The organism is Streptococcus infantis (genome assembly GCF_047463275.1).
GTDB classification, from domain to species: domain Bacteria; phylum Bacillota; class Bacilli; order Lactobacillales; family Streptococcaceae; genus Streptococcus; species Streptococcus infantis_AF.
This window is the reverse complement of the sequence record NZ_JASHEE010000004.1, coordinates 131,025-143,764: the sequence shown is the minus strand read 5'-3', so window position 1 is coordinate 143,764 and position 12,740 is coordinate 131,025. Positions and strand designations below refer to the sequence as shown.

Below are 12,740 nucleotides of genomic sequence, written 5' to 3'. Positions count from 1 at the left end.
TCTCTTTATCCCCTTTCCTTATGCTTTTGGACGTTTAGTACCGTATTTAGAACGGCCTTGTTTACGATCGTTAACACCTGCAGTATCAAGTGCACCACGGACGATATGGTAACGTACCCCTGGAAGGTCTTTTACACGTCCACCACGAAGAAGCACCACGCTGTGCTCTTGCAAGTTGTGTCCGATACCTGGGATGTAGGCAGTAACTTCGATAAGGTTGCTCAAACGTACACGAGCAAATTTACGAAGGGCAGAGTTAGGTTTTTTAGGTGTCATAGTTCCAACACGAGTTGCTACACCACGTTTTTGTGGTGAAGAAACGTTTGTTTGAACTTTTTTATGACTGTTGTAACCAACGTTCAAAGCTGGTGATTTAGATTTTTCTACTTTTGATTTACGCGGTTTGCGAACCAATTGGTTAATTGTAGGCATCTACATTCTCCTGTGTTTTTTTATTTTTGGTGATGATACACTTGGTGACAGCTATCATCTGTGTGTACTTTTGCAACATTTGTCAGCACGTCCCTGTACACTCTTGAGAGACCAAAAGTAAAAAGTACCGTCTAACATTGTACCACTTTTTTTCTATTTTTGTCAATATATTTCTTCTTATTTTTTGACTTCTTTGCTCTAAAATCTCTTTGAAAACGGTCACCTACCAGATAGACTCTTCAACCGACCACATAGACAGACCTTCTTGTATTTGTCGACAAAATGGTGTTTAATAGATTTGTAAGTAAGAGATCTCTATTACAACTTTATAAAGGAGAAATTATGAAACTCAGACTTGATATTGATCAGCAATACACCGAAGAGCAAATCATCATAGAGGCACCTGCCTTGTCTTCAAAAATTCAAAAGGTTCAGGACTTTGTACAATCCCTGGATCAAAAAGAAACTCTTAAAGGAAAATACCAAGACCAGGTCTACTTGATTCAGATTAGCAAGATTCAGCGTGTATACATTGAAAATCGTAAGGTTCTGGCCGAAACGGATAGCCAAACCTATGCACTTGACATTCGTCTCTACCAAGCAAGTGAAATTCTACCTGCTTCCTTTATCCAAATTTCCCAATCCGAAATTGTCAACATTGATGCAATTAGTCATCTAAAACTAACCTCTAACGGCTTGATTGAAATTTATCTTAAAAACGAAAGTTTCACCTACTCATCTCGCCGTTACCTCAAAACTATTAAGGAGAAATTAGAACTATGAAAAAACAAGTATTCCACGATGCCACAACTGGTATCCTCATCGGCCTCACCCTATCTATTATCTTTTCTTTTATCTATTCACCAAGCAACTACGCACCTCTCAGCCCTGAATCTCCTGTTGGTCAATTCATGAGCAGTCATCAGGTTCACGGTGCTCTAGTTTTGCTCTACTGTACACTTATCTGGTCAGCTATTGGAGTCCTCTTTAGTTTTGGTAGCCGTCTATTCGCTCAAGATTGGAGCCTTCTTCGTGCGACTGTCACTCACTTCTTCCTCATGCTACTAGGTTTTGTACCTCTAGCAATCCTAGCAGGCTGGTTTCCTCTTCACTGGACTTTCATCCTTCAACTCATCCCAGAGTTTGCAATCGTCTACCTCATCATCTGGGTCGTTCTCTACAAGAGAGAATCAAAGAAGGTTGCCCATATCAACCAACTATTAGCTCAGAAAAAATAAGACCTAAAAACCCACTCACAAAACGGAGTGGGTTTTTGCTTATAATTTTTGTTTCAGCTCTAATAAGAGATTCATGGCTTGCATCGGTGTCATATTGTACACATCTACTTCAGCCAACTCTGCTAGGATAGGATTTTCTTCTTTTTCATCAAAGAGAGACATTTGCTCATTGACAACATTCCTTTGGTTGATAGAAATTGGATTTTCCTGACCTTGGCTCTCTAGTTGAGTTAGAATCGCATCCGCTCTTTTTAGCAAGTCTGCTGGCAATCCTGCAATCTTAGCAACGTGAATACCGTACGATTTGTCTGCTGGACCTGGTTCAATCTTATGAAGGAAAGTGACCTGACCATTTTGCTCAAGCGTAGCCACGTGTACATTTACTAGATGTTCAAGACTAGCTTCCAGACTGGTTAATTCATGGTAGTGCGTGGCAAAGAGAGTCTTGGCACCAATATGCTCATGGATATACTCGATAATAGACTGGGCTAGAGCCATACCATCATAAGTTGCGGTTCCTCGACCAAGCTCATCAAAAAGAATCAATGAATCCTTTGTCGCATGACTAATGGCATTATTAGCTTCCATCATCTCTACCATAAAGGTAGATTGACCTGAAACCAAGTCATCTGCCGCACCGATACGGGTAAAAATTGCATCAAAAATTGGCAGTCGAGCACTTTCTGCAGGGACATAAGAACCCATCTGAGCCATAACCGCTGTAATGGCTAGTTGACGCATGTAGGTTGACTTCCCGCTCATGTTCGGACCTGTAATTAGTTGAATGCTAGTATCTTCATCCATCTGGATACTATTGGGAATATAGGTCTGAGCTCCCATGACCTTTTCAACAACTGCGTGACGACCATTCTGGATATCAATCCGCGACTCTTGCCCAAACTCTGGTCGAATCAGGTGCTGTTTTTCTGCAACTACTGCCAAGCCTTGCAAGACATCGACAGTAGCGATTCCTTGAGCCAGAGACTGTAGACGTTGGATATACTTGCCAACCTCCTCACGAATACGCATAAAGATTTCGTACTCTAGGTTTGCTGATTTCTCACGCGCCTCTAACATTTCTCCCTCGATACGCGCCAATTCCTCTGTCCCAAATCGCTCAGAGTTTTTCAGCGTTGCCTTGCGGAAAAAATGGGCTGGTACATTACCTAGCTGCGAGTTGGTTACATGGAAATAGTAGCCGTCTTTTTTATTGTAGTCAATTTTGAGAGTATTGATGCCAGAGTTTTCTCTTTCCTTGGCTTCAATCTCAGCAATCCAGCTGGTCCCTTCTCTTAGCACACGACGGTATTTATCCAAGGTCTCATCAAAGCCCGTTCGGATAATACCACCTTCGGTAATCACGTGGGGAGCCTCAGGAGCAATGGCTGCACTAATGAGGCTTTCCAACTCTGGGATAGCATCCAGTTGTTCAATCAGATAAGCGAGAGCTGGTTGCTCCATTCCTTCTAAAATGGCGCGAATTCGTGGAACACTTCCCAAGGTAGTCGCTAATTGCAAAAGGTCTTTAGGATTACTCTTCCCAAAAGAAACACGACTAGCCAGACGTTCGATATCGTAGACTCCCTTGAGGCTTTCCGTTAAATCACTGCGCTCAAAGAAATAATCCAGAAAGACTTGCACAACCTCCTGACGTTCTGAAATTCTGTCCTTATCAATTAAGGGACGTTGAATCCAAGAACGCAAGAGTCGCATACCCATTGCAGTTTTAGTCTCATCTAGCAACCAGAACAAGCTCCCTTGTTTCTTAGCTGAGCGAGCATTTTCAACCAAATCAAGACTAGCCTTGGTCGCAAAATCCATCTGCAAGAAATCTTTGATTTCATAACGAATAACAGGTTTTAAGTGATTCAACTCTCTCATCTGCGTCCGATGGACATACTGAAGAAGTTTCCCACTAGCTGCTCCTTCAACAGTTGCCAATCTTGAATCCAACAGATGGACGTCTTCATATGTTTCTTGTTCATAGGAAAGCACTAGATTCATTTGACGACTGAGAATCTGTTCTTCCGCTTCAGACAAGTCGTAACCAATCACCACTTCTCTGGCCTTGAGATTACGGATTTCACCACAGACTAGAGAGAAATTTGATAATCCCGTTACATAGAAATCACCTGTCACTAGGTCCATATAGGCTAGTCCATACTGGGAACCTTCACGATCAATAGCCACTAAAAAGTTATTGTGACTATCTGGCTTACTACTATCAACCACTGTTCCTGGTGTAATGACCTGAACAACCTCGCGCTTAACAACACCAACAGCCTGCTTAGGATCTTCCATCTGCTCGGCGATGGCAACCTTGTAGCCACGTTCAACGAGGACATCTATGTACTGTTGGGCAGAATGATAAGGAACTCCAGCCATGGGAATCGGATTTTCAGCATTTTTATTGCGACTGGTCAGTGAGATTTCTAGTATCTGTGCAGCATTGACTGCATCTTCATAAAACAACTCATAAAAATCACCCATACGAAAAAGCAAAAAAGCATCTGGATATTGTTTTTTGATATCCACATACTGTTGCATACCAGGTGATAATTTTTCAGTAGTCATTTACTCTCTCCTTGTAAAAACAGTCCTGAGAGAAGCTCTCAAGACCTTATCTATCTTCCATTAACTCTAGCAAGCGTTCTTCCATGACTTTAGCTGCATGTTGATCCTTACAGATAACCAATAAGGTATTCGCTCCGGCAACAGTACCTAAGATCCACCCATCTTTATTTGAATCTACTACATTGGCTAAAACGGATGCTTCTCCAAGTTTAGTGTGGAGAACCAGGGTGAATTCGGCTCTTGCAACACCCTCTAAGTGATGTGAAAGGAATTCGACCAGATCAATCTTCTCTGTCTCATTTGCTAGCACATAGTAAACAACATCGTTTTTCTTAACTTTGGTTAAGCCAAGCTCTCGCAAATCACGGGATAAGGTCGTTTGTGTCACAAAGACATCACAGGCTTCCAATCGATCTTGAATTTCCTTTTGAGTTCCTAATTTTTCTTCTGTAATCATTCGCTTGATGAGCTGATGACGTTCTCTTTTTCTCATAAGATCCTTTCAAGTGCATATTTATAACATTTTACATTTTTTTAGTAAGAACATTATATCAAAAAAACTGGATATTTCAAAAAATATCTCTTCTTTCAAAAAAAATGTAGTAAATTGTGATAAAATAGTAAAAAAGCCCTAAAGGAGCCTTAAATGAATACAAAAGAATTGATTGCTAGCGAGTTGGCTAGCGTCATTGATAGCCTGGACCAAGAGGCTATTTTAAATTTACTAGAAACACCTAAAAACTCAGATATGGGAGATATCGCCTTCCCTGCCTTCTCATTGGCAAAGGTCGAACGTAAAGCTCCTCAAATGATTGCTACTGACATCGCTGAAAAGATCAATAGCCAAGCTTTTGAAAAGGTTGTAGCAACAGGTCCTTACGTAAACTTCTTCCTTGATAAGGCTGCCATTTCTGGTCAAGTTCTACAAAACGTTATCACTGAAAAAGAGCACTACGCTGACCAAAAGATTGGCAATCAAGAAAATGTTGTCATTGACATGTCTAGCCCTAATATTGCTAAACCATTTTCAATCGGTCACCTTCGTTCAACAGTTATCGGAGATAGCTTGTCACATATCTTCCAAAAAATCGGCTATAAAACTGTCAAGGTCAACCATTTGGGAGACTGGGGTAAACAGTTTGGGATGTTGATTGTTGCCTACAAGAAATGGGGTAACGAAGAAGCTGTCAAAGCTCATCCAATCGATGAACTCCTCAAGCTCTATGTCCGCATCAATGCTGAAGCAGAGAACGATCCAAGTTTGGATGAAGAAGCACGCGAATGGTTCCGCAAACTTGAAAACGGCGATGAGGAAGCTCTCGCTCTTTGGCAATGGTTCCGCGATGAAAGCTTGGTAGAATTTAACCGTCTCTACAATGAGCTACAAGTTGAATTCGACAGCTACAACGGAGAAGCTTTCTACAATGATAAAATGGATGCAGTTGTAGACATCCTTTCTGAAAAGGGACTATTAGTCGAATCAGAAGGTGCTCAAGTTGTTAATCTTGAAAAATATGGAATTGAACACCCAGCTCTTATCAAGAAATCTGACGGTGCAACTCTATACATCACACGTGACTTGGCTGCGGCCCTCTACCGTAAAAACGAGTATCAATTTGCCAAATCTATCTATGTCGTTGGTCAAGAACAATCTGCTCACTTTAAGCAACTCAAGGCTGTCTTGCAAGAGATGGGTTACGATTGGAGCCAAGATATTGTCCATGTTCCGTTTGGCTTGGTTACAAAAGAAGGGAAAAAACTTTCTACTCGTAAAGGGAATGTTATCTTGCTAGAACCAACTGTAGCAGAAGCCATCAGCCGTGCTAAAGCGCAGATCGAAGCCAAAAATCCTGAACTTGAAAACAAAGACCAGGTCGCTCATGCTGTTGGAGTTGGGGCCATTAAATTCTATGACCTTAAAACTGACCGTACAAATGGATATGACTTCGACCTTGAAGCTATGGTATCCTTCGAAGGGGAGACTGGCCCTTATGTTCAATACGCTTACGCTCGTATCCAATCAATCTTGCGTAAAGCCGATTTCAAACCTGAAGCAGGTGCCAACTATAGCTTGAACGATGCTGAAAGTTGGGAAATCATCAAGCTAATCCAAGATTTTCCACGTATTATTAAACGTGCAGCTGATAATTATGAACCTTCGATCATCGCTAAATTTGCAATCAGCTTGGCTCAAGCCTTTAACAAATACTATGCCCACACTCGTATCTTGGATGAAAGTCCAGAACGTGACAGTCGTCTAGCCCTTAGCTATGCAACTGCAGTCGTTCTCAAAGAAGCGCTTCGTCTGTTGGGTGTAGAGGCACCAGAGAAGATGTGACTCGCCAAAGTTACTTGATTGCAAAGCAATCTAAGTAACTAACGCCAAATCCTATTCGGACTTTGGCTAGGCGCTTACAGTATTATCACTCGAAAAATAAAAAAATTTACTTTTATCTTACCACTTACTTCTTTATCACCTAGGGAGAATTTTTATGAGCCAATATGCTTATATCTTAGTTGTTATCAGTCTTCTTTTTCTCTTTCTTGTCAACAAATATGAAAAAGAGAAACTTCAAAGACTGCTTCAGGACCAACTATTGAAAGATCAAGATTTTCGTGCAACTATCAAAGAAAAAATCCAAACGATAGAAAATATCAATGATGTCATTGATTACGTGAATAAAGGTTACCGTTTAGGAATTCCAATTGCAAAAGAAATCGTTGACGAAATTCGCAACTAACAAAAAGACTCGAGATGACATTTCTCGAGTCTTTTTATTTATTTCTGACAGCTAAGATTCCTACAAGGATAACAATCCCTAAGGATACCATGGTTCCAACTGGTGCTACATTTTCATCAAAAATTTTCTCAGAGAACAATAGCAGAGCAATCGCTAATAGTAGCAAGGCACTGCATAGCATAATATCCTTGAAGCTTGGTTTGCGTTTTATATACTTTAAAAATGATCTCTGTAATTTACTCATTTGAACTGTTCTCTTTTGAAATAATTCTATGATCCATGGGATAAAATCTAGCCAGCAACTCTATCCTCTTACAAGGATTCAAGTTCATAAAGCTCTGCAATAATCCCAGCAACCTTTTTGATATCTCCTAGCATACCACGCATCTCAAAGTCGGCTAGGACTGGAAAGCCAAAGCGCTGGCTGTATTGCTTGGCGGTCAAACAGTATTGGTTATTGAAATTACGGTTACCCGATCCTACGACACCAAAACACTTGCTAGCATTATCACCATATGCGATAAAGTCACCTACTGGAGTGGTCAAGATTTCCACATCTCCATTGTCAACCCCATTGCCACCTTCGAGGTAAGTCGGTAGAAAAGCCACATACGGGTTGGTCATCTCAAAGAAGTCTTCTCCTTCCTTGACCAAGTCTTTAATATGAATTTTTTCTACTTCAATGTTCTCATACTGCTCCAACAAATAAGCTTTCAAACGTGTTACAAAACTCTCCGTGTTGCCGCTTAGACTGATATAAACTAAGGAAATTTTTTTCATCTTTTCCTCCCTCTTTCTCGAGTCCAAAAAAATAACTACCAAGATTGTATCTTGATAGTTATCCTTTGTCAACTCTTAGGCGAGTTCTTCCTCTTGAGATTCTGTTAATTCTTTTTGCTGACGCCATATTTTATAGAAGACGATTCCCAAAAAGATAACATTGATGACGATGAATATGATAGTGGTTACTTTTGACATGACTTCCATTCCTAAACGTAGGGTGTCATCTTTAATCAATTGCATAGCATCTTGTAAATTCATATTGTCATGGACTAGTCCAACAATAGCTAGCAAGGCATATCCAACATAAGTGTAGTTCGCCAACTGCAGGTTCTTACGAATTAAGAAAACAAAGGCTACTACAACTAGGATAGCAGATAGAATAATGAGTATCATGTTAAAAATAGAGTGAGATGACTCTGACACTTGGTGGGCATAGTTAACAGCATCTTCTATTTGTTGAGCACTAAGTGTCCCAACATTTCCTTGGCTAGCACGAAGGGCGTCCTTGCTAGGTACTGGAGTGAATATTCCGACTATTGCCAAGGCTGAATTAATCGCTGATAAGACCAATAAAACCCATAGATAGATTGGTTTCTTTTTCATAAAAGTAACCTCCTCATATTTTTGAATTTATTATAGCATATTTTAAGATGGATAACAAAAGTTAGAGGGTGACTTCAATCTGCTTGCGGTAGGCCTTCGGAGACTTTCCACATAGTTTTCGAAAGACCTTGTAGAAATACCCTACATTACTATAACCAACCGTATAGCAAATGTCCTCAATACTATCATTGGTTGATAGCAAGAGTTGCTGGGCTGCCTTGATGCGTTGCTTATTGAGAAGCTCAGCAAAGGTTGAATTGGTTTCCTTCTTGATTAACTGACCTAAATACACAGGATTGATAAAGAGATCCTTGCTGATATCCTTGAGAGAAAGTTCTTTTTTATAGTCTCTACCAATAACTTCAAGTACACTGACGACATTTTCATTCATACGATATTGACCAAAGAAGGACGTCAAGGTTTCCTTGGTATAAGCTACTAAATCTTCAAAGTTTGTAATGGCATGTATTCTTTTGACAATATCTGTCATATCATCTGCTTTCAGATGCTCAAAGAGGTGGAAGACATCCATCACAAACTGAGTAAAGAGTTGCTTGGTAATGGACACTCTCGGTGTGTTTTCCAACACAATATTCTCAAGCAGGTTCAACTCCTCGATAATCTGCTGAAGATTTCCTTGGATAATAACTCGATAGATGGGTTCATAATAAGAAAAGAGACTTTCAGATTGATCGAGGTTTACAGTTCCATAGAAGAGTGCTTTTTCAACATCAAATTTCCATTTTTCAAAGTTAGCCTGATAAGGTAACTCAAAAGGCATGACGAGTAAACCATCGAATTTCTGGGCTGCAATCACAATCTGCCAGTCCTGACCTAAAACATAGTAAGGAATGACAAAATCCCCTTGTTTCTCTTGGGAGAGTCCAATCCACCAGTTTTCTTTTTGAGACAGGTGCGCTTTAAATGCTTCGTCGTCTATCTTTTGGCTCAACATTTCTGGTTCATTCACTTTCTCACGAAGCTGACCAAGGATTTTCTCAAGTAAATGCTCCAGTTCAACCTTATCAACTGGTTTGACAAGATAATCTACAACATTGAGGTTCATAGCTTTCTTGACATAGTCAAATTCTTGATAGCCGGAAAGAAGGATATAGTAAGCCTCTGGCAAGAGTTCCTTCATTTCCCCAATCATTTCAAGTCCTGTCTTGCCAGGCATGTTGACATCAGAAATGACGATATCTACGGGATGTTCTCGAACATAGTCCAAAGCGTCGTCAGCATGATTGGCTGTTGCGACGACTTCCATATCCCATTTTTCAAAAGGGATCAAACGCTTAAGTCCTTCTGTAATCATGTACTCATCGTCAACTAATAGTACTTTATACATGTTTATCCTTTCTCTTCATCCTGAATGGTGATTCTATATTGAACACCTTTTTGTTCAGCTGATTCTACATTGATGTTATAGCGGTCTCCAAAGTAGAGCACAAAGCGTTCGTGGGTATTAACAATCCCAATAGACTGTCGTTGCCCCTTATAATCTGCTGTGTGTTCAAAGGTTCTTTGAGCCAGTTTAGCTTGAATTTCTGCTAGTTTGTCAGCAGACATCCCACGGCCATTATCGGTTACTAAGATTTCGACATAGCCATCTTTTTTCAAAGCCTTGATACTGATAACATTATCTGTTCTTCTGTGATCAACTCCATGGGCAAAATAATTTTCCACTAACGGTTGGAGGGTGAACTTTGGAATACGCATTTCTTCCAATTCAGGGTCAATCTTAAATCCGTAGGCAATGGATTTCGGATAGCGAACCATACAGAGAAAACTGTACTTCCGACAAAACTCCACTTCTTGTTTGAGGGTCGTTTCTCGCTCGTCAGAGATATTATTGCGCAGGAGACTACTGAACTCATAGATGATATCCGCTAGCTCATTTTGGTTCTCCATCACTGCATACATCCGCAAAAATTCCAGAGTATTGTACATGAAATGCGGATTAATTTGAGCTTGTAAGGCTCGCATGTTGGCATCTTTTTGATTGAGTTCCAGTTGATAAATATCGTGAATATTACTTTCTAGTCGATCCAACATATCATTTGTCGACTCAGCAATTAGTAGCAGTTCCTGGTCCTTTTTATCTGTGTTGATTCTCTTGGTCTGCTCTCCCTTAGTAATGGCTTGGATAGAGTCCACCAAGTCCACAACCTGACTTTGATAGTCAGAAAAAGTCCTTCTTAAGGTCATATATAAAATGATGATAAAGAGGGCGCTCAAACCTAAAATAAGTGCCGAACTCGCTAAAGTCCCACTCCAAACATAATCCTTTGGTACAGCTACTCGAACTTGATAACCATGGGCAGTTGTTCCTACCAACCAAGACTCATTCGTTCCCTTCGCTCCAATATAGAACATATCTGTTTCATATGGTGCAATGACAGTTACTGCTACAGGAATTGTTCCCCTAGTGTTGTCAATCGCTTTATAGAGGACTTCTGGTTCTACAGAAATATAAATGACTCCAAGAGCCTGGTCCGAGATGGGATCTGACACTGGAACAGCGAAACTATTAGCGTCTGGTTTAAAGTTCTCAGCTGGAATTTTCTGTCCACCTCTGTTTCCTCTTTTGGAAACAAATACATCCGTTGAATCCTGTAGAACAATCGAAACACCTGTCACAAAATCGTTTCGCACGTAAATATCATCGATATTTTCATAAATAGAAACGGAAATATAGGGTGATGCCTTGCGTTCTAACTGCCAGTAAAAATAATCCGGCGTACTGAGGCTAAAATACTTGTAAATTCCTTCAATCCGAGCTTGATTATCCACTAAACTCTGGGCTAGGCGAGTTGACTCCCGATAGTAGTATTCAACTTCATCAACTGTTCGAGCGAGAACACGCTGACCGACACGATCGGCTTCCCTTTCACGCATATCCCAGTCTGCATAAGAAATCAAGAGAGCAAAGCAGGAAATGATGATAATCATCACCAGACTATAGATCCTTAGGAGTGAGTGGAGGCGGAATTGTTTGGTCTTATTTGGTTGCCAATTTTTCATGAATACTTTCATAAACAGGCTCCAATAAATCACTAATAAAGAAGTGCCACATCCCAATACCTACAAAAGCAATGAGGGCTGGCATATAGAAGCCAATAATGGCTAACAAGACGCTACCAAGGAGAACCTTGGCCACTGCTGATAAACTCATAAAAATTCCGATAAAGGCAAGTTTTAAGGTGTTTTTATAGGACAATTCAAAGTAAACCTGTAACTTTAAAGATACCGTATAGGCCAAAAATACCAAGGCTACTAAAAAGATATTTAGAAATGTTGCTGCCAAGTGGATAATGGTCTGGTTTGGCAACTGAATCATCAGATACAAGCCATAAATCAAGATGAAGTCAATCCCTATCAAGGTGTAGAAACTGAGATTACTTTTGACAAAATTGCTCTTAAATAAAGCCCATGCTTCCTTGAAACGATAAGCACGGTAAGAATAGCCGTTTTCAGCAAATAAACTCATGAGAGTTGCACTAGCGGGTGCTATACCAAAAACCACTCCTCCTGCTAGTGTCAATAACCAAAAATAAGCCGTCGCAATCATCCCCAAAAAGAAACGATGAAAGACTAGCTCAATGAAATTTCCCACGGTTTGCCTCCTATACATTAATCTAGTTTTATTATAACATATTTCAAGCGCTCTCAAAAATAGGAGCAATAAAAATAAATACATTTATTGGTTTAATAATGACGTTTGTACTATAATAAAGATAGATAGAGATACCGATTAATAATCAAAGAACAAAGGCTTTCCCAAGGCAGATGGATATGTTTGAAAATTAGATAATTACTATTCAACTTATTTACTGGTTCAACAAAATAACGAAAGGAGTATGGACCATGACTACTCAAACTTTAAGCACTGTGTTGATGTGTGTTGCGCTTATATTGACTCTTTTCTCTGAAAAATTGTTCAAGCAACATGAAAAAATCGGAAAAATAATTTGCACTATAATCATATTAGTCGCTGTTTTGTTAATGCTGCTCTAAGTTATTTTAAGAATACAGGAATTTGTTTGTCCTGTATTCTTTTTTCTCTATAAAACGTGCATTGATAAAAACGAATAACAAAAACACCCCCAGTTAGGGAGTGTTTTCAAGGAAAATAGCAAGATTACCTAAATTTTACTATTTAGCGTCGTCTTTTTTAAAGATGTTTTTAACACCTTCAACAGCGCCTTCAATTGCGTCTTTTGCATCTTCAGCGACTTCTTTCACTTTAGAAGCAACTTTTTCAGCAGCTCCTTCGCTTTCAAGTCCTTTGTCACCTACCAATTTACCAACGCCTTCTTTAACAGCTCCTGCTGCTTGGTTGAATTTTTCTTCTGTAGACATAAGTATA

14 protein-coding genes are annotated in these 12,740 nt (G+C 39.8%); 4 read left to right on the top strand and 10 right to left on the bottom strand.

The window, feature by feature from the left end:
• Positions 1-18 precede the first annotated feature (18 nt).
• Positions 19-432 (bottom strand): 30S ribosomal protein S12, encoded by a 414-nt coding sequence (gene rpsL / locus QM923_RS07160; protein WP_001142332.1) that lies wholly within the window; start codon positions 430-432, stop codon positions 19-21.
• A gap of 342 nt (positions 433-774) precedes the next feature.
• Between rpsL and QM923_RS07155 the strand changes: the two genes are divergently transcribed.
• Both QM923_RS07155 and QM923_RS07150 read left to right on the top strand, forming a co-directional pair.
• Positions 775-1,215: a LytTR family DNA-binding domain-containing protein gene (locus tag QM923_RS07155; RefSeq protein ID WP_414291378.1), complete on the top strand. Its 441-nt coding sequence runs from the start codon at positions 775-777 to the stop codon at positions 1,213-1,215.
• The gene (locus tag QM923_RS07150) at positions 1,212-1,670 is read left to right on the top strand and encodes a DUF3021 domain-containing protein (protein ID WP_049495281.1); all 459 of its coding nucleotides are present in this window, start codon (positions 1,212-1,214) and stop codon (positions 1,668-1,670) included. The genes QM923_RS07155 and QM923_RS07150 overlap by 4 nt, the downstream gene beginning before the upstream one ends.
• A gap of 39 nt (positions 1,671-1,709) precedes the next feature.
• Here the strand turns inward: QM923_RS07150 and mutS are convergent, their stop codons facing one another.
• Positions 1,710-4,244 carry a DNA mismatch repair protein MutS gene (mutS, locus tag QM923_RS07145; protein ID WP_414291377.1) on the bottom strand — a complete coding sequence of 845 codons (2,535 nt, stop codon included), beginning with the start codon at positions 4,242-4,244 and terminating at the stop codon, positions 1,710-1,712.
• A 46-nt stretch (positions 4,245-4,290) separates the two neighbouring features.
• Positions 4,291-4,737, bottom strand: a complete 447-nt coding sequence (argR, locus tag QM923_RS07140) for an arginine repressor (RefSeq protein WP_004250715.1) — start codon at positions 4,735-4,737, stop codon at positions 4,291-4,293.
• Between the two features lie 153 nt (positions 4,738-4,890).
• On the opposite strand from argR, the gene argS reads away from it, so the two are divergent.
• On the top strand, positions 4,891-6,582 hold the full coding sequence (gene argS, locus QM923_RS07135) for an arginine--tRNA ligase (protein ID WP_414291376.1): 1,692 nt from the start codon (positions 4,891-4,893) through the stop codon (positions 6,580-6,582).
• Positions 6,583-6,736: 154 nt separating this feature from the next.
• Positions 6,737-6,985, top strand: coding sequence for a hypothetical protein (locus tag QM923_RS07130; RefSeq protein ID WP_024054288.1), 249 nt, complete (start codon positions 6,737-6,739; stop codon positions 6,983-6,985).
• 34 nt (positions 6,986-7,019) lie between these two features.
• On the opposite strand, the gene QM923_RS07125 is transcribed toward QM923_RS07130, so the two are convergent.
• From QM923_RS07125 to QM923_RS07095, 7 genes are all read right to left on the bottom strand, one after another.
• Positions 7,020-7,229 (bottom strand): hypothetical protein, encoded by a 210-nt coding sequence (locus QM923_RS07125; protein WP_004250709.1) that lies wholly within the window; start codon positions 7,227-7,229, stop codon positions 7,020-7,022.
• A 68-nt stretch (positions 7,230-7,297) separates the two neighbouring features.
• Entirely contained in the window at positions 7,298-7,765 is a 468-nt protein-coding gene (gene nrdI, locus QM923_RS07120) for a class Ib ribonucleoside-diphosphate reductase assembly flavoprotein NrdI (RefSeq protein WP_006149350.1), read from the bottom strand.
• Between the two features lie 75 nt (positions 7,766-7,840).
• Positions 7,841-8,371 (bottom strand): ABC transporter permease, encoded by a 531-nt coding sequence (locus tag QM923_RS07115; protein ID WP_414291375.1) that lies wholly within the window; start codon positions 8,369-8,371, stop codon positions 7,841-7,843.
• A gap of 61 nt (positions 8,372-8,432) precedes the next feature.
• Positions 8,433-9,719: a response regulator transcription factor gene (locus QM923_RS07110; protein ID WP_414291374.1), complete on the bottom strand. Its 1,287-nt coding sequence runs from the start codon at positions 9,717-9,719 to the stop codon at positions 8,433-8,435.
• Positions 9,720-9,721: 2 nt separating this feature from the next.
• Positions 9,722-11,395 (bottom strand): sensor histidine kinase, encoded by a 1,674-nt coding sequence (locus QM923_RS07105; protein ID WP_414291373.1) that lies wholly within the window; start codon positions 11,393-11,395, stop codon positions 9,722-9,724.
• Positions 11,373-12,005, bottom strand: coding sequence for a YesL family protein (locus QM923_RS07100; protein ID WP_414291372.1), 633 nt, complete (start codon positions 12,003-12,005; stop codon positions 11,373-11,375). The genes QM923_RS07105 and QM923_RS07100 overlap by 23 nt, the downstream gene beginning before the upstream one ends.
• 521 nt (positions 12,006-12,526) lie before the next feature.
• Entirely contained in the window at positions 12,527-12,733 is a 207-nt protein-coding gene (locus QM923_RS07095) for a CsbD family protein (protein ID WP_004250682.1), read from the bottom strand.
• Positions 12,734-12,740 lie beyond the last annotated feature (7 nt).